Origin of the sequence: Gordonia sp. UBA7860, assembly GCF_002500165.1 — a bacterium.
Lineage (GTDB): Bacteria > Actinomycetota > Actinomycetes > Mycobacteriales > Mycobacteriaceae > Gordonia > Gordonia sputi.
The window spans coordinates 1-21,421 of record NZ_DLSO01000015.1 but is presented as its reverse complement, the minus strand read 5'-3'; the positions used below and the strand labels follow the sequence as shown (position 1 = coordinate 21,421).

The window sequence follows — 21,421 nt, the reverse complement described above, 5'->3', positions numbered from 1 at the left end:
ATGACGAATGAACCAGCATCTGTGGTACTACGCAACGTGTTCCGAAGCTACGGTGACCCGAGTCAGCCGATCCACGCGCTACGGGAGGTGTCGCTCGATCTTCGACGTCGAGAGTTCACGGCGATCATGGGCCCGTCAGGATCGGGCAAATCGACGCTGATGAACGTCGTCGCGGGACTCGACGACATCACGTCGGGCGAGATCTGGGTCGACGGTAATCCCATCGGGTCCCTCGACGACGAGGCACGAACAGTGCTGCGCCGCAAACACATCGGATTCATCTTCCAGTCGTTCAATCTCATCCCGACGCTGACCGCGCAGGAGAACATCCACCTGCCGTTCGTACTCGCCGGCGTCAGGCTCGACGCGCAGACGCGCTACTGGATCGCGCACCTGGTGCGGTCGCTCGGGCTGGACGAACGCCTCGACCACCTACCGTCCGAACTCTCTGGCGGTCAACAGCAACGCGTCGCCATTGTGCGTGCGCTCGCGATGCGTCCGACGATCATTCTCGCTGACGAGCCGACTGGCGCGCTCGATACACGTACCAGCCGAGAAGTGTTGGCCCTGTTGACCACTGCGGTGCGCGAGTACGGGCAGGGCATCTCGATGGTGACGCACGATCCTGTCGCGGCGTCGTATGCCGATCGTGTGATCATGCTCGCCGACGGTCAGATCACCGGCGAGTACCGCGGACTGGGAGCGCGTGAGATCTCCGATCTTCTCATCGGCTTGCAGGGGGTCTCGGCATGAAGGCCACCTCAGCACGGCTGACCGTCGGATCGCTACGCGAGTTGTCGACGGTCGGCATCGTCGCCTGTCTCGCCAGTGCTTACGGCACAACACTTGTCGACGCCGCGAGCATGCTGTCGGTGCTGTCGGAGAAGAAGGGCGTTTCTGCTGGCGCGGCCCTCGCAGTGGTTGCTGCGGTCTTCATCGGCATTGCCCTGTTCGTCTCGGGGATCGTGATCAGTTCCGGTGTCGACACTGTCATCGCCGGTCGCCGAGCACAATTGAGGTTGCTGCGGCTGATCGGCGCGAGTGCACGCCAGTTGCGAGCGGGACTCACCAGGGCCGTCGTCACGGTGGCAGCCATCGGAGCCGTGATCGGCATCGTGTGCGCGACAGTGGTCATGACCATCGTTCGAGAAGTGCTCCTGCACAACGGAAAGCTACCTGAAGGCGACTATCCACTCCTGCCGCTGGGTGTGTTCGCGGCAGGCCTTGCGGTGGTCCTGATCGCGGCTATCGCTGCGCGGGTGGGCACACGGTCGACTCTTACTCGTGCCGCGGTGGCGCACAGTGCGCGGTCGAAGGTCGGTACGTTCCGGACGGTCCTCGCCTGCGGCGCAATCGTGATTGGTGCGTTGCTGCTGGCGCTCGCATGCTACCTCGGTGAGTTCGGCAATCTCACCGGCTTCGCAGTTGCCTTCCTCGGTGCCGCGTCGGTATCGACGGGTGTGTTGATCGGCGCGCAACGCATTGTGCCGCAACTGGTCCGGTGGATAGGTGCCGCGTTCGGTGCCAGCGCTCCGTCGATCGTGGCACGCAAGAACGCTGTGTCGGACCCGCGACGGACGACCCGTTCCACCATCGGACTCCTCGTCGGCGTGACGCTGGTGACCACCATCGCGTCGGGGATGAGCTCACTGACCAAGTCCGTCCACGGCTGGGACATGTCGGCCGCCGAGATGGCCGAGACCGAGCGTTCCCTGTCGGTTGTCACCGCGATTCTGCTTGCCATGATCGCCATCTCGGCGATTATCGCGGCAGTCGGCTTCGTGTCGACGATGTCGCTGACGGTGATCGGCCGCACGCGCGAGATCGGGATGTTGCGTGCCATGGGATTCACTGCGCGGCAGGTGCGCGCGATGGTTGTCCGCGAGTCGTTGGCGCTCAGTGGCACTGCGGTGATCGCCGGCCTGGTGCTCGGCATCATATTCGGCACCGTCGGCAGCCAGTCGCTCATCGGCAAGGCGACGTCGGGCATCCCCGTCGGACTGCCCTGGGGTGCGCTCGTCGCGATCATCGCAGGCACCGCCGTCGTCGTGATCGCCGCCTCGCTGCCGCCGAGCCGTCGGGCCGTGGCCGTCGCGCCTGTCGACGCGCTGGCTGTCGCGTGACGCCATTGGTCGAACTGTGCCTGCCGCCGGTCGAGCGGCGGTGCCACTGGTCGAGCTGCCCCACGCTGGTCAAACGGCCCCACGCTGGTCAAGCGGCCCCACGCTGGTCAAGCGGTCCCCACGCTGGTCAAGCGGTCCCCACGCTGGTCGAGCGGCCCCCCGATGGTCGAGCGGCCCCCCGATGGTCGAGCTTGTCGAGACCACTAGGCCGCTCCCGCTTCCAGTCATTTCTGCGCGCACCCGGCCGCAAAAGCCCAGTTCGCTTACCAAGGCAGAGCGAAAAATGACTGGAAACGGGAGGCCTGGTTCATGGTTGACCGTGGTCGTCGGGTCCTCGCGCTACATTCGGTCGATGCATGCATCACTCCGAGGTCCGTAGCCACCAGATCGATGCGTTCACACTTCGGTTCGCGCGTCAGATCCGAGCGAGTCTGCCAGCCCCAGAAGATGTGCACGCGTGAGCCTTTCGGCACGGTCGGCGTCGCGCTCGAGTATGGCGTCGACGACCGCGCTGTGTTCGTCGGCGTCTGGTCGACCCACCGGCATCATGGTGAGCATGTCGGTCATCGACCCCACCAGCCGCGCCCGCAGGCCGTCGAAGAGTGTGGCCAGCAGGTCGTTGTGCGACGCCACGACGATTGCCTGATGCAGTCGAATATCCTCTGCGGCAAGCGCTTGCGGCGTTCCGCCGAGCAGAGCGTTGCGATTCTCCAACGCCGTTCGGATGATGCGCGCGTCGTCGTCGGTGTGGTTGGCTGCGGCGAGAGCGGCAGCCCGCGATTCGATGGCGATCCGGACCTGCAAGACGTCGGTGATCTCCGCGATCTCGGCGAGCTGATCCCACGGCTGCGTGGGTTCGGTCGCGGCGAGGAAGACGCCGACGCCCTGCCGTGTGGTGAGCACTCCACGCGCTGCGAGGCGTCGAATGGCTTCGCGGACCGTGGAGCGGCCCACGGATAGTTCCCGTGCCAAAGACACCTCGCCGGGAAGCTGCTCACCTACCTCCCAGCGTCCACGCCGAACATCGTCGAGCAGGGCACGTGCTGCCTGTTCCGACAGCGGAACGCGCGAAAGTGCTTCCAAGGTCCTAGTCCGTTGTGTCTCTGTCGATTGGTTTCGAATGGTCCATCACCGTTCGTTCTGATGATAGGCCCGCGACCTCGGCGGTCGATCGGCGCCGCGCGACGCTCTCAAGCCACATCCGGTACATCTCGCGCACACCGATCGTCAGCGCGAAGGCCGCGAACACGATGCTCAGAATCTTGACGTTCAGCGCGAGTGCGATCAGCACGCCGACGACTGCACCGGGCAGCGCACCGATGTTCAGGTTGAGGCCGAGTCGCATGTCGGCGGTGCCCTGGCGTGCGTGCGTGATGGTTCCGACGATGACGTTGGGGAAGAACATCAGCAACGACGTTCCTTCCGCGGTCGGGAGTTCGGTACCGAAGAGCAACATCAGGGCCGGAACAGCGAGCAGGCCGCCGCCGAGACCCATCCCGGCAGCCCACGCGCCGATCACGAATCCGAGAATCAGCGATACCGGGACGACGTACCACAGACTCGCAAGCCAGCTGTCGGGCACGACGGCCGATCCCTGCATCGGGTCGTGCCCTGAGACGTCGAGAAACAATTTGAGGCACGTCAACAGGAGGATTGCGACGAACAGCCAACGCAGGATGAGCGCCGGGATGCGCAAGATCAGCTTGGCGCCCAGGACCGCACCCAGCGTGGCGCCGACAACCATTCCCGTCCCCGCCCGAAAATCGATGGATCCGCCAACCAGTCCGAACGTGGCTGCTCCGACGCCGGTAACGGCGATGTTCGCCGCGCCGGCAGTGCCGTGGAGAGTATGCCGGGAGAGGTTGGTGACCTTCTCCAGAGCGGGCACGTAGAACACCCCGCTACCGCCGCCGAGCAGTCCGCCGATCACACCACCGGTGGCACCGATCCCGAGCTGGGTGGGCACGGACGGTTCGACGACCCGCCCCGCGGTCGTGCTTGCTCTGAATGTTCCGGGCCGCCTGGTTCCGAGCGTGCGCATTGTGAGACTCCTTCGGGGTGATGCACCGACACGTTACGCATACATGTACTTGTCTGACAAGTAGGTGTATGCGAGCGCTAGCCCCGCCCGCGTTTGTTACCAGGGCACAGTCTGACCTCGATAGTCCAAGAACTGCAGCCCGCCCGCACCCGCCTGTGCTTCCAAGACGTCGGCGACGCCCCGCGTGCTCTGCTCGACGGTCAGCGAGGCGTCGGAGCCACCCAGATCGGTCTGGACCCATCCCGGCGCCATCAAGAGCAACGTGCGCGGGTCGTCGGAGTGCCTGGCCGCGAAGCTCCGCATCAGCTGATTCAGTGCTGATTTGCTCGCCCGGTAGATCTCCCACCCAGTCACGCGAGTGTTGTTCGTGATACTCCCCTGCCCCGACGACATCACTGCGATTGTTCCGGTTGGCGGGACGAGGTCAGCGAATCGTTCGACGAATCGCATGGGGCTGAGCGCGTTCGTAACCATCACGCGATCGAACGTCTCCGTCGAGACGTCGCCAACGGTCTCCCAACGATCGTGCGTGATTCCCGCATTCACGAAGATGAGGTCGGAGGTGGTGTCGGACAGTTTGTCATGCAGTGCCACAACCGAGTCGGTGTCGTTGATATCCACGTTCTCGACGGTCAGCGAACCATCGGACCGTGCGGCGAGCGCACCCAGATCGCCGCCGGCGTGGCGGCTGGTCGCCGCCACATGCCAACCGCGTTCGCAGAGGCGCTCGGTGAGTCCGAGCCCCAATCCCCGTGATGCCCCGACGATCAAGGCGTTCTTCGTTGCCATCGTGCGTCTCCTCTATCCGAATCGTTCCGTCTCTATCCGAATCGTTCCGTTCTGATTCGCCCGGCGTCGTGCCCGATGTCGAGCATCGCTCGTGCGCAGTGTTCGACGAACCCGTTGGGTCCGCAGATGTAGACGGTCGGCTCTCGTTGCGGCGCAATCGTCACCGCTGCGAGTTCGGCCGCCGTGACGCGCCTGGGACGGCGCGTCTCTCCTTCCGCACCCTCGCGGGTGTGAAAAACGTTGACGGGCAACCTGGTGTGCTCGACAAGCTGATCGAGTTCGCGCGCGAAGTACCGTCGCTGCGGCGTACGTAGCGAGTACACGAGGTTGAACGGAGTAGACGGGGCAGCCACCTCGCGCAGACGGATCATCGACATCAGCGGCACGATCCCCGAGCCGCCACCGATCAGTTGGACCGGCCGCGTATTCGACGGGTCCCACGTGAACCACTGTCCGTTGGGTCCGCTGATCTCGAGCGGCTCGCCCACCTCGACCATGTCGACGAGGTAGGGCGACTCCTCGCCGTCGTCGACCTTCTCGATGGTCACCTCGATGGTGCGCGTCTCGCGGACGTCGGAAAGCGAGTATGGCCTTGCCGTCGAGTATCCGTCCTCCGCGGTGAGCCGGATGTCGACGTGTGCGCCTGCATCGGCGCTCATCGGTTCACTCAGCGCGAGTCGCAGCGATCTCGCGGTCGGAGTCTGCATCTCTGCCCCGACGACCGTCGTGATCTGCCAGCGCATTGTCAACACTCCCTCACTGTCACGAGTAGCGCTGCTCACGCCAGGGATCACCGTAGATGTGATAGCCGCGCTCTTCCCAGAATCCAGGAGCGTCATGGGGCATGAACCGCAGGCGCCGAACCCATTTCGCGCTCTTCCAGAAGTACAGATGCGGTACGAGCAGCCGTACCGGGCCACCGTGTTCAGGCGCGAGCGGCTCACCGTCGAAGGTATCTGCCAGCCAGCCCCTTCCATCTGTCAGATCAGTAAGCGGCACGTTGGTGGTGTATCCGCCGTAGCAATGTGCCATCACGTAGGCGTCCGGTGGCCACGGGAGTACCGCCAACAAGTCGTCGAAAGCAACTCCACGCCAACGGGTGTCGAACTTCGACCACCGTGTGACGCAGTGGATATCGGTCGTGATGTCCCGGTGCGGCAGGGCGAGGAAGTCCCGCCACCGGAGACTGTGTGCACGATGATCCGACGACTGAATCGTCAAGCGCCAGGAGTCAAGTGGCAGCACCGGCGTCGGCTCTGCGGACAAGACCGGGAAGTCGAGGGTCGAATACTGTCCTGGCGGCAGCCGATCGGCCATCCTGTCGCGGCGTCCGACGAAGCCGCGGTTCACTATCGCCATATGTGCAAGTGTAGGGCCGCGCCGACTTTTCGCAGGTCATGGGCGTATAGTCTGGTTCAACTGATTTGCACTCATAGCCGACGTACTCGCGTGGTCGTGTGTTGGTCACCGTCGGGTTTTGGTCACCGGCGAACGCGGCGTCACAGCCGGTCAGGAGAGTGTCCGGTGGTCACGTTGGGTCCCACCCGGGTTCGGTTCACCACTGATCGCAGCGCCCCGATCGCCGGGGCGTGGTATCCGTACACTGCGAACCTCGCCGATGAACTGAGCAGTCTGTCCGGTGCGGCGGCGCCCCGACTCGGCGAGGTCACCTCGATATCCGTGCACTGGCAAAGCTACCGGCGCTACCCCGGTCTCGACTCTGCAGACTCTCCGACGGTTCCGCCGCTCATGACGCTCAACGGCTCCCACCGAAACGCGACGCTGCTCGTGATTCCGTGCCGCACGGCGTCGTCGTTGGCGGCGATCCTGATGCACCTCGCCAGCGACAGCGAACTTCCCGACGGGCACATGCATTCGCTGGAATCCAAGCGCGGCCGACGCATTCTGTCGATAGCGAGCCAGTACATGGCCTCACTCGACGGGACCGCCAGCGCAGCGACCAGCTGACGCCACCCGCCCGGCGCCCAAGCCTCATTCGTCTTCCATGCCACGCTGTGCCAGTTCGTTGGCATCGGCCCATCCGACGATGTCGCCGCGCCCGATCGCGAGGGCGAGCAACTCCGGGAAGGCGTCGGGCGTACACGCGAACGCCGGAACACCCATGGCACCCAGCGCTCCTGCGATGTCGCGATCGAACGACGGCGCTCCCTCGTCCGACAGCGCCAGCAACACGATGACCTGCACGCCGTCGGCCTGCAGCTGCGCGATCCGCTTGAGCATCTCGTCGCGGATTCCGCCCTCGTACAGGTCCGAGATGAGCACGAAGATGCTGTCATTGGGCCTGCTGATGAGGGTTTGGCAGTAAGCGATCGCGCGATTGATGTCGGTTCCGCCGCCTAGCGTCGCGCCGAACAGCACGTCCACGGGGTCGTCGAGTTGACCGGTGAGGTCGACGACCTCGGTGTCGAAGAGCACCAACGACGTCCGAACCGACCGCATCGTGGCAATCACCGCTCCAAAGATCGACGCGTACACGATCGATTGGGCCATCGATCCGGACTGGTCGATCGCGATGACGATGTCTTTGCTGACCATTTGTGAACGGCGACCGTGGCCGACGAGCCGTTCGGGAACAACGGTCTTGTACTCCGGTAAGTAGTTGTGCAGATTGCGAGCGATCGTTGCGTTCCAATCGATGTCGCGGAACATCGGTCGGGTCACCCGGGCTGCGCGGTCGATGGCTGCGCCGACTGCGCTTCGGGTGCGGTGGGCGATGCGTCGTTCCACCTCGTCGACCACCTTGCGCACCAACGCTCGCGCCGAAGCCTTCGAACTCGCCGGAATCGCCCGCCCGAGTGCCATGAGCGTGGTGACCATCTCGATGTCGGGTTCGACCGCATCGATCAGTTCGGGTTCTGCGAGCAGCGAGTACAGGTTCAGCCGCTCGACGGCGTCGTGTTGCATCACCTGAACAACGGTTTGCGGGAAGTACTTTCGTATGTCGCCGAGCCATCGGGCGACCGACGGAGCCGACTTGCCCAACCCACCCCTGCGCGACGCGTCGGCGTCATACAGCGCCGACAGCGCACCGTCCATAGCGGCATCGGAGCCGGTCAGCGACGGAAGTTGTTCTGCCGCTGCATCTCCGAGCACCAAGCGCCAGCGTCTGGCGCGCACGTCTCGTGTGCCGTCGGTCATCGCAACCCCAATATGTCGGCGACAACGCGCACCGCAGGCGCGGCGAGATCGGGATCGAAGGTCGTCGTGCTGGCCGGAAGGCCGTCGGTGCGGTCGAGTGATGCGACCCGGTTGCCGATGTTGCGACGCACCGAAGTGTCGAACAGCCCGAAAGTCCTGCGCAGCAACGGCAGAACGTCGGTGAAGTCACGCTCGCCGAGCGTGCTCAGCCACTCGTCGAGGATCACCAACAGATCGCGGTCGTGGACGAGCAGCAGCCCACCGTCACCCAGAAAGCCGTCGATCCATTGGGTTTTCGACGTCGGGGTGGCTCCCGTCGACAACGCGAACTGCAACCGGCCGGCGGCGTCGGCGGCATCGATGTGTCCGCCGTCAAGCAGCAATCGCGTGGCTCGGCCGACCAACAGACCGTTCACATCACACCGGTCGGCGATCGTGCGCAGTGCCCCGATCCAGCGGCCCATGTCCTGCTCGTCGAGCAGGACCACCGTCTCGTGGGTGGCGTCGAGATGCGCTTTCAGGGCTTTCGCAGCGTCATCGTTGAGACTCGAGATGGCGGCGGGGATGCCGACGCAGATGCGGGTGAGCAACGACGATGCGACGAGGTGCAGCGAGGCGGTGTCGGTGCCGCGGACGTCTCCGTAGCGCTGCGCGCGTCCGAGTGCTGGTAGTGCCTGCATCAGGTGCGCGACGTCGTGGTCGACGGCGGCTCGCTCGTCGAGTGCGGTCAGGACAGGCGCCACCGCATCGACGAGTTCGGCGAGAAGTGCCGACTCCAACGCTTCGGTGACCTCACCCAACGTGTCGGCGCTCGTTGCCTTGTCGACGATCTTGGCGGTGGCGGCGCCCAGCACCGTCGTGCCCCACACCGAGGCCATCACGACGTCGATGACGTAGTCGGGTCGCCATGCGACGATCCAGCCCTCTTTGAATGTGCCCATTCCGGTCACGTCGCGGGGTTCGCCCCACTCGACGCCGAGCACGAGGAGCCGGTGCAGCAGCAGGGATTTGGCCATGTCGGCCGGTTTGCGAAGATCCAACGCCAGCTCTTTGGCCACCGGATCGATCTTGAGTCGCGCCGACCGCGCCGTCGCGGTGACATCGGCCTGCAGCGGGACAACGGGAGCGTCGTCGGGAACCGATCCGAGCCGCTCCCCGATGACGGCCTCGCGATACATCATGTCGGACAGTCCGGTATCGCCGTCGAGCATCACGGCGTGGGTCGCCTCCGTGACCTCTGCCAATCCAGGCAGCGGTCGGTGTCGCATCACCGCGAGAGCTTCCGCCAGTCGTGCAGTCTCGATGATGTGGGCCGACGACACGTCGATGTCTTTGTCGCGCAACAGTCGTGCCTGGTGGATCAGCCAGCGCACGATCACATCGTCGGACGTGGTGAACAAGTGGTGATACCAACCCGGTGAGATCACACCCGCCCCGTACCCGGACGCGCTGGCGATGCGCGAATGGGTCCACGGTACCCACGCGACCTTGCTACGAACCTTGGGCGTTCCCTTCAGGATTCGTGTATCGCCGGCAGCGGGCGGCAACTTCCCCGACAGAGCCGGTGCATGCCATGCACCACAGACGACGGCGACGCGTTCGACACCCGGCCGCTTCAACGTCGTGCGGAGTACCTGACGCATGTGGGCTTCGCGGCGTTCGTCGTGGAGTTCCTCCGGGTCGGACTCGTCGGGCGAGCGCAAGAAGTCGTCCTCGCGCAGCGCGGCCATCGCCTCGGCTATCGCCGCGAATCCTTCTGCTTCGCCGCGTGTTTCGACGACGTCGTCCCACCAGCGCTCCGGGTCGGAGTAGCCGGCCGCGGTGGCAAGCGTGCGCACCGGGTTGATCCGAACCCGACCAGGCGCATCCTCACCGGGTTCGCGCGGCTCCCCCGGAGTCGGGTCGGCGGGTGTCTGACCCGTCTCGGTGCGGTGTGCGAGCACCATCGTCGTGGGAAGGTCGCAGAACGCGACGTGCACTCGGGCGCGCACCGCCCAGCGCATGGCCTGCCATTCCGGCGAGAACTCGGCGAACGGCCAGAACGCGGCACGCGACGGATCGTCTGCCGCGTATCCGAGGAGGGCGACGGGGGGCGACATGCCCGGGTCGACGACGGCTGGGATCAGATCCGACGCATCGGCAGGCCCCTCGATGAGAACGGCGTCTGGCGCAATGCGATCGAGTTCGCTGCGTACCGCGCGGGCCGAACCCGGCCCGTGGTGTCGGATGCCAAGCACGTAGGTACCCGGCGGGGCGTGCGAGTCGACGAGAGGTGCGGACATGCGGGTCAGCGGAGCGCCCCGCGCGCGGCGCGGTAGAAGTCGGCCCAGTCGGAGCGTTCTCGCACAACGCTTTCCAGGTACTCGGTCCAGATCACCGAATCGGCTCCCGGGTCTTTGATCACCGCGCCCTGGATACCCGCTGCCACGTCGGCGGGCCGGAGCACGCCGTCGCCGAAGTGTGCCGACATCGCGATGCCGTGGGTGATGACCGAGATGGCCTCCGCGGTCGACAGTGTGCCGCTGGGTTGCTTCACCTTCGACCGCCCATCCTCGGTGACCCCGGAGCGCAACTCGCGGAAGACGGTGACCACGCGTCGGATCTCGTCTGCGGCAGAGGGCAATTCGGGAAGCTCCAGCGACTTTCCCAGTGCAGCAACACGTTGAGTCACGATATCGACTTCGTCCTCGGCCGAGGCGGGCAGCGGCAACACCACCGTGTTGAAGCGGCGTCGGAGCGCCGACGACAGGTCGTTGACTCCGCGGTCACGATCGTTGGCCGTCGCGATCACGCTGAATCCCTTGGTGGCCTGCACCTCTATCCCGAGTTCCGGCACCGGCAGCGTCTTCTCCGAGAGGATGGTGATCAGCGCGTCCTGCACGTCGGAGGGGATACGCGTGAGCTCCTCGAGTCGCGCGATCTTGCCCTCCCGCATCGCCACCATGATCGGTGAGGGCACCAGTGCCTCGTTCGACGGTCCCTCGGCGAGCAGCCGGGCGTAGTTCCAGCCGTAGCGGATCGCCTCCTCGGGCGTGCCTGCCGTCCCCTGCACCAACAGCGTCGACGTCCCACTGATCGCTGCCGCAAGGTGCTCGGACACCCAGGTTTTCGCTGTTCCGGGCACCCCGAGAAGGAGCAGTGCGCGGTCGGTGGCCAACGTCGCCACGGCCACCTCCATCAGCCGTCGGGGTCCGATGTACTTCGGTGAGATCACCGTGCCGTCGTCGAGAGTGCCGCCGAGAAGGTAGGTGACGACCGCCGACGGCGACAGCAGCCAATTGGCAGGGCGGCTAGCGGTGTCTGTGCGGGCCAGTGCCGCGAGTTCGTCGGCGTAGAGCTGCTCGGCGTGTGGTCGGAGCAGATCGTCTGCAGTGGTCATGCGAACTCCCTCGTGAGGACGATACGGATACGGATGGACTCGGCCAGGCGGGCGAACTGTGCGGGCGCGGTCGCGACACGCGCACCCACCGCACGCACGGCGTCGCGCCACGCATCGGTGGCCGGGAGGCCAACCGACATCAGGTCGAACAGTTCTGCCGTGGGCCCGCTGCGCGCGGTTCCCGACACGGTGGCGGCGAGCAGGCGTAGTGAGGCGTGCGCGATGTTCTCCGGCCACGGGGTCGGCAGGACGCGCAGAGCCGCGAGGCGTCGGTCGTCGGGTAGGTCGTCGAAGGCACGTGACACCTCCAGCGGATCGGCGGCCACGAAGACGACCGGTAGCGCATCGGGGTGTGTCATCAGTGCAGTCGCCCAGCGCCGATCGTCGAATGTCACTGCGGCGTGGCTCAATCCGACGACGAGCGGGCTCTGGTCAGAACCGATTGCTGCGACGATCTGCGCCGGTGACATTGCGAACCTTTTTTCCCAGAGCGACGGCCGAATCCGTGACACCAGCTGCGCGAGCACGTGGGCGCCGACCCCACGCCTTGCGTTTGACGGCACGGTCAGCGTGAGTCCGTCGCGTGCGAGCGCCGCATTCGGCTCAGTAGGCAGCGTCGCCTGCAGCACGGGGCGTCGGCGCATGAGGTGCCGTTCTTCGTTGAGCAACAGTAATTTCGACGCCGCGTCGAGGATGCGCTGCTGGTGCGCCGAGCCGTCGATGTGGTCGAGAATTCCGGCCGCAGTTGTCCTGACATTGCTGCGCCGATCGTCGAGCGCGCGCTCGAGCAGGGGCTCGTCGGACAACGACGGCGTGCGACCGAGGATGGGCAGTAACAGTTCACGACTGGGTCCGTCTTCTGTGCGCCATGCGGATTCGAGGAGTTCTCGCGCAGCATCTGGGTCGCGCTCCCGCAGCGATCGCAGGTAGGACGCACGCTCGTCGGGTTCGCCATGGGTCCACGCGGAGGTATCTGCGATGTCGCCCGACGTCGAGGGGGCGTCGAGCACGGCTTTCAGCTCGGGGGCTTGTTCGGCCAGCCATCGTCCGCGTGGACCGACGAAAGTGGTTACCGCAGCGCGGATCTCGACCCTGCGCGCGGTACGGGCGAGGAGCGTCGGGAGCATGCGTGCGGGAGGCCGGACGTGCGACCGCGCGAGCAGGTCGAAGCACCAGAGTTCGAGCTGCGGCGACAGCATCATCGCGCGGTCGAGGTTGCCTGCGATCTGATCGGAGATGCGCGGCCTCGGGTCGTCTGGCGAGGCGGGGATGGGTTCGGCAGCGATCGTCGGCGGCCCGCTCGCGCACCGTGCGACGGCGCTCAGTGCCGCGATCTGCAGGGTTGTGACCGCCGGGTCAGCGACTTCATCTGGCAGATGCGCCTCGATCACGGGATCGACGCCGTGCGTGGTGATCGGTCGGCTGCGGACGCCGACGAGCGCGGCCGAGACCACCTCGTCCCAGGTACTCATACGGCAGCCATCCTCATACGCGGACCACACCGCCGCCGACGATCACCGACTCGACGTCGAGTCCGTCTGTTCCGAGACTCCCGAAGATCGGTACCCGCGCGCCTCCGGTGAGCGCGAGTAGCAGGGGCCAGCGCTCGCCCGTCACGAGGATGTCGATTGCGTCGCCCGTGTGATCGATTGCCGCCGGTCGGCCCGCGACGGTGCGACCGAGTCGCGCGTCGAGCACCACCGGCCACCGCCGCGCCCACGGATCGTCGGCGATCGCCTGCGCGTGGGCGCGCCTGGCCGCGGCGATGTCGGAGAGCACGAGCATGCCGAGCGGATCGGGATGTGGGAGTGCGTCGGGCTGCGGTGACTCTGCGTCGGGCTGCGGTGACTCTGCGTCGTCGTAGAGGCAGCGCAGCAGAGGCGAGCCCGGGTAGAAGTGCATCGCCGCGACCAGCGTTGCGCCCACCCTGGGACGCATCGGCAATACGCCGCCCTTGGGCGCGTAATCGAGCAGGACACCGAAGCGCTTGGTCTTCGCACCCCAGATCCAGGTTCGCCGAGTCTGGAGCCGGTCGTCGTCGGTGTCTCGACGGCCGAGGCACAACCACGTGTCTGTGATGCCCTCGGCGGCGAGGACATCCGCTTTGGCGACGGGATAGCCGATGTGTCGGCGGACCGTGGCGGCGAGATCGGCAGGTAGGAGGTCGAGCCGCTGATGTGCGGCGCTCAACGACCACAGGCTGCCGAACTCTTCCAGTAGGCGTGCCGGCCAGTCGACGCCGCTCGTGGGTCCCGCGAACAACTCGGGTAGCGCTCGGATCTTGGACGCCAACCCCGGGGCCTGGGCATCGACCAGCCGTGCGGCGACGCCGTCGAATCGGCCGTAGGCGTCGACGTCGGTGCCCGCCAGGCCGTGGCCGAGCTGGTCGGTGAGCCAGAGTTGCAATTCGTCGATACCGCTGCCGACACGGCGGACGCGTTGCGCTGCGGTCGAGGCCGCGCGGCCGGGATCTTTGGAGGCGGCCGGCTGCGCGGGCGCGGCGGACTGCCGCTCGCGTCTCGCGGCGAGCCATGCTGCGGCGTGGTCAGCGGGCTGCGCGGCATCGGCAACTTCACCTTGTGCCCACAGCAGCAGGAGTCCGAGAGCGTGTTTGCACGGGAACTTCCGTGACGGACACGAGCACTTGAAGGCCGGCGAGGTGAGTTCGACGATGGTCTGGTACGGCGTTTTGCCGCTGCCCTTGCAGTGACCCCACACCAGCGAATCGGCTGCACCGGTGCCTGACCAGGGCGTCGGGGTGGCCAGCTTCTGACCGGCCTTGGCCGACGAGGCGTCGGGCGCGAGCGCCAGCACCTCGTCAGTGGTCCACCTGTCCCCCATGCAGTTCAGACAACCACACGGGACTGACATCCGCGGGCGAGGCCAGTTGCGTGGATGACGGTGACGTCAGCGACTGCGCGGGTGTCAGAAAGTACTCGGCGTCAAAAACTACTTGGGGGATTGATGGTCGACTTGTCGACGCCTGTGTCCGGGACACCCCACTTCGCGAAGATCTTGGCGTAGTCGCCGGTCTTGATGAGCTTGTTGACGGCGTCGGACAGCGGTTTGGCCAGGCCCGAGTCCTTGGCGGTGACGAATCCGACTGGCGTCGAGCTGATCTGGCCGAGGAATTTGGTTCCCTCGACGTGCTTTTCGTCGTACTTCAGGCTCAGGACCGGGCCGAAGAAGAGGTCCACCTTGCCGTTGGCCAGACCCAGGAAGATGGGGGCGGTGTCGTTGAAGTACTGGACAGTCCAGGGCTTCTTGCCGATCTTCGCGCAGTCGCCGACGTGCGAGCTGAGCAGGGTCTGGAAGGTCGACCCGGGCGTGGTGGCGATGGTGTAGCCGCAAACGTCGGTGATTGTGGAGACCTTTTGCAGGTCTACGTGAGACGAGCCGAGAAACCCCTGGCCGTCGTTGAGGTAGGTCGAGAAGTCGAGGACCTTCTCGCGCTCGGCGGTGACACCGAAATTCGCCTGTCCCACTTGGTATTTTCCATTCTGGACACCGGGGATGATCGAGGCGAAGGTGCCGTACTGCACGTTCCAGTTGATGCCGAGGACCTTGCCGATCGCGGTGCGCAGGTCGAGGTCGAGCCCGACGTTCTTGTCGTCGACCACACCGCCGTGTCGCAGATTCGACGTTCCCGGGGTCTGAGTGGTCCCGACGGTCAGCGAGCCTGCCGTGCGCACACTTTGGGGTAGTTCGGCACTGATTGAATCGTCCTTGGCAATGCTGGTCGTGATGTCCTGTGTCGGAACGGCAGACGCCTCCGCGGTCGCGGAGGGGTCGTCGGACGAACCGCAGCCGCTCAACGCCACGCTCCCGATCACAGCCGTGATGGCCAGCAGAGTGAGGATGCGGGGGCGGTGGGTCATCATCTGGATCCTTTGTGTGAGAACTGTTCTTGCATGTGGGGACTCGTCCGGGTGCAGGTGGTCTATGGCCGTCACAGCACTGCGGAGAGGAACGCCCTGGTGCGCTCGTGTTGCGGATCGTCGAGAATCTCTGCGGGAAACCCTGATTCGACGATCCGTCCGCCGTCGAGGAAGATCGCCTGGTCGGCCACCTCGCGGGCGAATCCGATCTCGTGGGTGACGATCACCATGGTCATGCCGCTGCGTGCGAGATCGCGGATGACAGCGAGGACCTCGCCGACGAGTTCGGGGTCGAGCGCACTGGTCGGCTCGTCGAACAGCAGCAGGCGCGGCTCGAGAGCCAAGGCGCGTGCGATGGCGACGCGCTGCTGTTGTCCGCCGGAGAGCTGGCGCGGGTAGGCGTCTTCGCGGCCGGCCATGCCGACTCGTTCGAGGAGATCGCTCGCGCGTGCCTGCGCCTCGCGACGCGATATGCCTGCCGCCAACGGGCCCTCGATCACGTTCTGCAGCACCGTCATATGGCCGAACAGGTTGAACTGCTGGAACACCATCCCGATTGTCGAACGCTGCCGCGCGATCTCGCGGTGCGACAGTTCATGCAGCTTGCCTGCCGATGGTCGGTATCCGATGATCTCGCCGCCGACCTCGACGAAGCCGTCGTCGGGCTTCTCGAGATGATTGATGCAGCGCAGCAGCGTCGACTTGCCAGAGCCCGATGGTCCGAGCAGCACGGTCACGGTGCCTGTCGGGACGTCGACGTCAATGCCGTCGAGCACCTTGTGGAGTCCGAAACTCTTGCGCAGACCTCTGACTCGCACGAGGGGAAGAGTCTCGTCGCGTTCGATGCGCAGAGGTTTGTGGCGCGCTATCGAGAAATTCACGCTCGCACCGCGCTGTCGTCGAGTCGGCGCAGATCGGTGCGCACGCGGCCGAACAGCGGAAGATTCTGACGGACCGTCGTCCAAAATCCCTGTTGCGTACGGCGATTGCCGCGCGAGTAGTGGCGTTCGACGAAGCACTGTCCGATCGACAGCAGGCTGGTGACGATGATGTACCAGATGGTCGCGACGAGCAGTAGCGGCAGGATCAGGTAGTTCTGCTGGTAGATCAACTGCGCCGAATAGAGCAGATCTTGCACCGCGATGACGCTGACGATCGACGTCGCCTTCAGCAGACCTATCAGCAGGTTTCCCGACGCCGGCACGATGGCGGGCATGGCCTGCGGCAGGATGATCCGGCGGAAGATGCGATACCTGCTCAGTCCCAACGCTTCTGCGGCCTCGGCCTGGCCGCGGTCTACGGACAGGATGCCACCGCGCACGATCTCTGCGGCGAAGGCCGCGACGTCGATGGTCAGCGCGACGAAGGCCGCGAGAACACCCGAGAACAAGTGCGCGGTGTCTGCCTTCACGAACTCGGGGCCGAACGGAATACCCAGTGACAGTTGGGGGTACAACGATGCGAGCTCGTACCAGAACAGCAGTTGAACCAGCGGCGGGATTGATCGGATCAGCCAGACGTAGCCCGCGCTTAGTGACGACAGGATGGGATTCGACGACAGTCGCATCACCGCCAGCACAATGCCCAAGGCGAAGCCGCACACCATCACTGCGGCGGTCAGCCACAGGGTGAGGCCGAGTCCGCGCAGGATCGAATCGTGAAAGAAGTAGTTGCCGACCACATCCCACTGGAATCGCGGGTTGGTGACCAGCGTGTGGATCAGCATCGCCGCGAGCACGAGCACGACCGCACTGCTCACCCACTGGCCGGGCTTGCGGGCCTTGACCAGCTTGGCGGAGAGTAGATCCGCGTCGTCCGGCCCGCGAGTGAGCGGGCGCGCGTGCGCGGCGGTGAGTTCGGTGGTCACAGTTCTCGGTCTTCGTCCTCGGCGTCGTCGTTACGGGCGGTCGAATCCCGTCGGGTTGTCACCTGGAGCACCCCACCACGACGGAGGGTTGCTGGTCAGCAAGCCAGGGCTGGGCGCTGACGCTCGTAACCGATGCCAGGTTAGTTCCAGGTCGACGCCGCGCCGAGGGTATGAATCTGCGCGATTCTTAGGGACGCGAATCAGAGCGACTGGGTGTTCGCCGCCGATTGCAGGACTGTCGTACGTTCAGGTGGATTAGCTCAAGATCGGACGAAACGACTCCGAAACCGACATCTGTTGATGCAGCGCCTTCGATCCTCTCGGGGTGGCAGCGATTAGGCTTTCGGTGTCGCTGACAAGAATCGTCGAAGCTGAGGAATCCGATGCCCGAGCTATTCGAGATCACCCGCCTGATCCGGGCCGAACCATCGGCGATCTTTGAGCTTCTGACCTCGCCGGGAGGTCACGTCGCCATCGACAGCTCAGGCATGTTGCAAAGTGCGGAGGGCTCGCCGGTCAGCGCGGTGGATGACGAATTCGTCGTCCATATGGACCGTGAGTCACTCAACGATCTCCCGATGGGCAAGTACGACGTCCGGGTGATCATCACGGGATTCGAGAAGGACCGCTGGATCGAGTGGACGATCATCGGCACGGTCCGCCCGCCCCTCGATCACCGGTACGGCTACCGGCTCGAACCGGTCGAAGAAGGCACGCTGGTCACGTCGTACTACGACTGGAGCCGCGTCACCAACGAGGACATCAAGGGCCGGTTCCCGATCATCCCCGAGGCCGGTTTGCGCGCGACGCTAGGAATTCTGGCGCGGACGGTCGAGACGCACTGACACTCAGCAGTTGCGTGGGATCCACGGGGGCATTTTCGGTACCCAGGGTCCCACGCAACATGATCGCGCGGCTCGGCCAGGTCTCAGACGACGACGAAGGACCTTCCCGAGCACGTTGTACGCGTGACCGCGCCCGACGACCCGGTGTTGGCCTGACCGCGGTTGGTCACGTCAGCTCTGACGACGATCCGACCGGGGCCGGTGTGCACGCGTTCCGCGTACGCGATGGACACCTCACCGCGGACCGGCGTGCGGCCGATCGCCACTCCGGTCTTTCCGGAGTCGAGGTTGCGCCACGTGAAACGGACGGTTTGGTCGAAGGCCGGCGTGAAGAGTTGGTTGGCATTCAGAAATTCGAAATCGACCTTGCCGTAGTCGATTACCCGCCTCGTCGGGTTCTCGACGACGCGGCCCGACTGGCCGACGCGGAGGAGGTTAGAGACGGGCAGCGGCGGGAAGTAAGGATTCTGGGAGGTCGTCGAGCACACCGTGACCGGCGGAGCCGGGTTGTAGGGCGCGGCGGATGCCTGCCCCGCGGCCAGTCCGACGCCGACCATCGCGCTCGCGGTGACGATGAATGCCCCTGCAGTTCGAGACCCGAAGGCTCGCCAGGTCCTGATGCGCCCTGTCGATGATTGCTGTGCCACCATTCGCTTCTCCTTCAGCGCCTCGGTACTGCCTGGACATACGGAGTGTCGTGGTACGACGACGAGACGTTAACCGGGGTCATTCAAACGTGGCACCACGCATCACCTCAGCGACGCGTCGTCGCCCATCACGGCACCCTCTCGACGCGGATCGGCCCCGCCGAGCCACCCGTTGCCTGAGCGCTGCAGTGCACTGAGCCCGCTGGACTGATCGTCGACCGACACCTGTTCGCCGCGTTCGCGTAGACCCTTCACGAGTGGATCGTCGGCGCCGTCGTTCGCGGTGTTGACCAACGGATGCTCACCACCGACGTTCGACGTCGGGGTGTTGGCCGTGCCGAAGTCGATCATCGAGACAGCCTGCTGTGGGTTCAGCTTCCAATCCAACATTCCGACAAGCGTTTTCACCACGAATTGAATGATCACGGAGCCGCCGGGAGATCCGAGAGCTGCGGTCAAAGTGTCCGGCGCGCCGTTGGTCCCGGGCTGCATGACGAGGGTCGGCGCCATCGATGACCGCGGGCGCTTCCCCGGCGAAACCCGGTTGGCCAGAAGCGCCCCGGTCTCATCGCGTGGTTCGGCGGAGAAGTCGGTGAGCTGGTTGTTGAGGATGAAGCCGTCGACCATGTGGAAGCTGCCGAATGCCGACTCGACGGTCGTGGTCATCGACGCCACGTTGCCGTACTTGTCGGCGACGGTGATGTGACTGGTGCCGTGCTCTGTGCCGGTGTAGGAGCCGAGCGGAACCTCACCGAGATCTCCGGGCTGCGCCTTACCCAGTGACGTACTCGGTTTGATCAGTCCCGCAAGCTGTTTCAGGTATGAGGGATCGAGCATCGTCGCAACACCCTTGCCTGGCAATGGGATGAAGTCGGGGTCGGCGATGTACTTGTCGCGGTCGGCGTAGGCGAGGCGTTCGGCCTCGTTGATCAGGTGCACGGCTTCGGGATCCGGGTGTCCCCCGTCGCGATCGACGCCCGTCGGGGGCATCGACGGAATGTCGAAGTTGGAAAGGATGCCCATCGTCGCGGCAACAGTGATGCCGCCCGAAGACGGCCCGGGCATCGCGACGATCCTGTGTCCGCGGTACTCCGTCGACACCGGATCACGACGCATCGCCTTGTAGTTCTTGAGGTCGTCGGTGGTGAGGAGACTCGGGGTCATGCCGTTCGACGTCGAGCCGGCCTTGGCGACGATCGCGTCGGCGATGGGTCCGGAGTACAGGGCTTGCGCGCCGTCGGTTGCCAAGGCGCCCAGAGTCTTTGCGTAGGCGGGGTTGGTCAACTTGGTGCCGGCGGCCTTGGGCGTTCCGTCGGGGTTGAGGAAGTACGAGCGGGCGTCGTCGTCGGCCTTGAGATCTTTGGCGGATTCGGCGATTGCGGTTGCGAGGCGTGGCGAGATGTCGAAGCCGTTGTCGGAGAGGCTGACTGCAGGGTTGAAGAGATTCTTCCAAGCGGTACGACCATGTTCGTTTTGGATCTCTTCGAGCATCCGTACTGCGCCGGGGACGCCGATGGAGCGGCCGGATGCGCGGGCACTCGGAATGGGTGCTCGTTGGTCTGTGGGGCTGATGTAGCGCAGGTAGTCCTCGGTGGCGGCGGCCGGCGCAGTCTCTCGGCCGTCGTAGGCGTTGACCTTGTGGGCCTTCGCGTCGTAGTACAGCGCGAACGAGCCCCCACCGATGCCCGACGACTGCGGCTCGACGAGGCCGAGCACCATCTGCGCGGCGACGAGTGCGTCGGCCGCCGTGCCGCCATCGCGAAGCGTCTCGCAGGCTGCTTTGGTGGCGAGCGGGTTGGCGGTCGCCGCGGCGTAGGTGTTGGTCTGCACGGGCTGCATGCCCGTGCGGTACCCGGTGGCGGCTTCAGGGCGTGTAGAGATGTCCTGTGATGCCTTGGCCGATGCGCTGGAGTCGATCGGGGTGCCGGTCGGGATCTCGCCGCAGGTGACGGCCGCTTGGGCGTCGTTGTTGTCCGACGACGAGCAGGCCGCGAGTATCAGCGCGGGCGCCATGGCCAGCGCTGCGGCGCGGAGGAGCGGGCGGTGCGGTGGACGGCGCATACGGGTCAAGGGTAGGGAACACCGAGTGGACATGTGCCACAAACCGGCGTCCGCGTGTATTTGTCGGACAGGTGGGGCTACCTATTCGAGTTGAGGACTGAGATCAGTCGTCGACTTCGACGCCATGCCTGGTCGCAAACCCCGCAAGGTCATCGTCGAATCCCTGCCCAACCATCCGCAGGCGCCACACTCCGCGACGTCGATAAATCTCGGCGATGATCATCGACCGCTCTGTGGTAGCGGCGTCGAGCACGGCACTCGCGATTCCGAAGTCGGGTGTGGTCACATCGACTGCGAGCGCTCCGAGTTCGCCGAAGGTCTGACCCTCGATCGTCGCACCTACGGTGATCCGGGAGGCATCGTCGGCGACGGCCCGCAAGTCGACCGATATCCCCTGCTCGCGGTCGCCGTCGATGGAGAGCACCATGACGCCGTCCGGACTGGCGGGTCGATTGAAGAACACGAACTCGTCGTCGGAGAGCACATTGCCGTCGCTTCCGAGTTCGAATGCGACGACATCGACTTCGGGCGCAGCGAGCCGCGCGGAACTCCACGACACGTTGACGGTGAACTGCGCGAGACCCGCAGGGAGGTCGATCACCGCCCCTGGCGTCATCATCACCGGTGTCCGT

At 65.3% G+C, this 21,421-nt stretch carries 20 protein-coding genes and 1 riboswitch; of the genes, 4 read left to right on the top strand and 16 right to left on the bottom strand.

Annotated elements, in window-relative coordinates; translation table 11 throughout:
• A complete protein-coding gene (locus B3T59_RS02360) occupies nucleotides 1-753 on the top strand; it encodes an ABC transporter ATP-binding protein (RefSeq protein ID WP_267625678.1) in 753 nt (250 codons plus the stop codon).
• Nucleotides 750-2,123 carry an ABC transporter permease gene (locus B3T59_RS02355; RefSeq protein ID WP_064862778.1) on the top strand — a complete coding sequence of 458 codons (1,374 nt, stop codon included), beginning with the start codon at nucleotides 750-752 and terminating at the stop codon, nucleotides 2,121-2,123. The genes B3T59_RS02360 and B3T59_RS02355 overlap by 4 nt, the downstream gene beginning before the upstream one ends.
• Nucleotides 2,124-2,519: 396 nt before the next feature.
• Here the strand turns inward: B3T59_RS02355 and B3T59_RS02350 are convergent, their stop codons facing one another.
• From B3T59_RS02350 to B3T59_RS02330, 5 genes are all read right to left on the bottom strand, one after another.
• Nucleotides 2,520-3,206: a FadR/GntR family transcriptional regulator gene (locus tag B3T59_RS02350; protein WP_005206349.1), complete on the bottom strand. Its 687-nt coding sequence runs from the start codon at nucleotides 3,204-3,206 to the stop codon at nucleotides 2,520-2,522.
• A 4-nt stretch (nucleotides 3,207-3,210) separates the two neighbouring features.
• The gene (locus B3T59_RS02345; RefSeq protein ID WP_005206347.1) at nucleotides 3,211-4,164 is read right to left on the bottom strand and encodes a sulfite exporter TauE/SafE family protein; all 954 of its coding nucleotides are present in this window, start codon (nucleotides 4,162-4,164) and stop codon (nucleotides 3,211-3,213) included.
• Nucleotides 4,165-4,260: 96 nt separating this feature from the next.
• On the bottom strand, nucleotides 4,261-4,953 hold the full coding sequence (locus B3T59_RS02340; protein WP_005206345.1) for an SDR family NAD(P)-dependent oxidoreductase: 693 nt from the start codon (nucleotides 4,951-4,953) through the stop codon (nucleotides 4,261-4,263).
• Between the two features lie 32 nt (nucleotides 4,954-4,985).
• Nucleotides 4,986-5,696: an FAD-binding oxidoreductase gene (locus B3T59_RS02335; protein ID WP_064862777.1), complete on the bottom strand. Its 711-nt coding sequence runs from the start codon at nucleotides 5,694-5,696 to the stop codon at nucleotides 4,986-4,988.
• Between the two features lie 19 nt (nucleotides 5,697-5,715).
• On the bottom strand, nucleotides 5,716-6,312 hold the full coding sequence (locus B3T59_RS02330; protein WP_005206372.1) for a sulfite oxidase-like oxidoreductase: 597 nt from the start codon (nucleotides 6,310-6,312) through the stop codon (nucleotides 5,716-5,718).
• A 165-nt stretch (nucleotides 6,313-6,477) separates the two neighbouring features.
• Between B3T59_RS02330 and B3T59_RS02325 the strand changes: the two genes are divergently transcribed.
• Nucleotides 6,478-6,921, top strand: a complete 444-nt coding sequence (locus B3T59_RS02325) for a DUF5994 family protein (RefSeq protein WP_005206374.1) — start codon at nucleotides 6,478-6,480, stop codon at nucleotides 6,919-6,921.
• 24 nt (nucleotides 6,922-6,945) lie between these two features.
• Here the strand turns inward: B3T59_RS02325 and B3T59_RS02320 are convergent, their stop codons facing one another.
• The 8 genes from B3T59_RS02320 to B3T59_RS02285 all read right to left on the bottom strand — a co-directional run bounded on the left by B3T59_RS02320 (nucleotide 6,946) and on the right by B3T59_RS02285 (nucleotide 17,236).
• Nucleotides 6,946-8,112, bottom strand: a complete 1,167-nt coding sequence (locus B3T59_RS02320) for a VWA domain-containing protein (RefSeq protein ID WP_064862775.1) — start codon at nucleotides 8,110-8,112, stop codon at nucleotides 6,946-6,948.
• Nucleotides 8,109-10,394: a DUF5682 family protein gene (locus B3T59_RS02315; protein ID WP_287001399.1), complete on the bottom strand. Its 2,286-nt coding sequence runs from the start codon at nucleotides 10,392-10,394 to the stop codon at nucleotides 8,109-8,111. Before B3T59_RS02315 ends, B3T59_RS02320 begins: the two co-directional genes overlap by 4 nt.
• Nucleotides 10,395-10,399: 5 nt before the next feature.
• Complete coding sequence (locus tag B3T59_RS02310; RefSeq protein ID WP_005206381.1) at nucleotides 10,400-11,491, bottom strand: ATP-binding protein; 1,092 nt, start codon at nucleotides 11,489-11,491, stop codon at nucleotides 10,400-10,402.
• Nucleotides 11,488-12,963 carry a DUF5691 domain-containing protein gene (locus tag B3T59_RS02305; RefSeq protein WP_064862773.1) on the bottom strand — a complete coding sequence of 492 codons (1,476 nt, stop codon included), beginning with the start codon at nucleotides 12,961-12,963 and terminating at the stop codon, nucleotides 11,488-11,490. Before B3T59_RS02305 ends, B3T59_RS02310 begins: the two co-directional genes overlap by 4 nt.
• Before the next feature lie 13 nt (nucleotides 12,964-12,976).
• Nucleotides 12,977-14,332, bottom strand: coding sequence for an SWIM zinc finger family protein (locus B3T59_RS02300; protein ID WP_287001398.1), 1,356 nt, complete (start codon nucleotides 14,330-14,332; stop codon nucleotides 12,977-12,979).
• A gap of 101 nt (nucleotides 14,333-14,433) precedes the next feature.
• Complete coding sequence (locus tag B3T59_RS02295) at nucleotides 14,434-15,369, bottom strand: transporter substrate-binding domain-containing protein (RefSeq protein WP_287001397.1); 936 nt, start codon at nucleotides 15,367-15,369, stop codon at nucleotides 14,434-14,436.
• A 71-nt stretch (nucleotides 15,370-15,440) separates the two neighbouring features.
• Nucleotides 15,441-16,220 carry an amino acid ABC transporter ATP-binding protein gene (locus B3T59_RS02290; protein WP_039855783.1) on the bottom strand — a complete coding sequence of 260 codons (780 nt, stop codon included), beginning with the start codon at nucleotides 16,218-16,220 and terminating at the stop codon, nucleotides 15,441-15,443.
• Nucleotides 16,221-16,246: 26 nt separating this feature from the next.
• On the bottom strand, nucleotides 16,247-17,236 hold the full coding sequence (locus B3T59_RS02285; protein ID WP_005206392.1) for an amino acid ABC transporter permease: 990 nt from the start codon (nucleotides 17,234-17,236) through the stop codon (nucleotides 16,247-16,249).
• Between the two features lie 21 nt (nucleotides 17,237-17,257).
• Nucleotides 17,258-17,367, bottom strand: a riboswitch (SAM riboswitch).
• A 252-nt stretch (nucleotides 17,368-17,619) separates the two neighbouring features.
• On the opposite strand from B3T59_RS02285, the gene B3T59_RS02280 reads away from it, so the two are divergent.
• Nucleotides 17,620-18,081, top strand: coding sequence for a hypothetical protein (locus B3T59_RS02280; protein WP_005206394.1), 462 nt, complete (start codon nucleotides 17,620-17,622; stop codon nucleotides 18,079-18,081).
• An 83-nt stretch (nucleotides 18,082-18,164) separates the two neighbouring features.
• Here the strand turns inward: B3T59_RS02280 and B3T59_RS02275 are convergent, their stop codons facing one another.
• The 3 genes from B3T59_RS02275 to B3T59_RS02265 form a co-directional block, all read right to left on the bottom strand.
• Nucleotides 18,165-18,731, bottom strand: a complete 567-nt coding sequence (locus B3T59_RS02275) for a hypothetical protein (RefSeq protein ID WP_210735007.1) — start codon at nucleotides 18,729-18,731, stop codon at nucleotides 18,165-18,167.
• A gap of 99 nt (nucleotides 18,732-18,830) precedes the next feature.
• Entirely contained in the window at nucleotides 18,831-20,789 is a 1,959-nt protein-coding gene (locus B3T59_RS02270) for a gamma-glutamyltransferase family protein (RefSeq protein WP_287001396.1), read from the bottom strand.
• Between the two features lie 103 nt (nucleotides 20,790-20,892).
• On the bottom strand, nucleotides 20,893-21,421 hold a 529-nt coding region (locus tag B3T59_RS02265), incomplete at its 5' end, for a TerD family protein (RefSeq protein WP_287001395.1).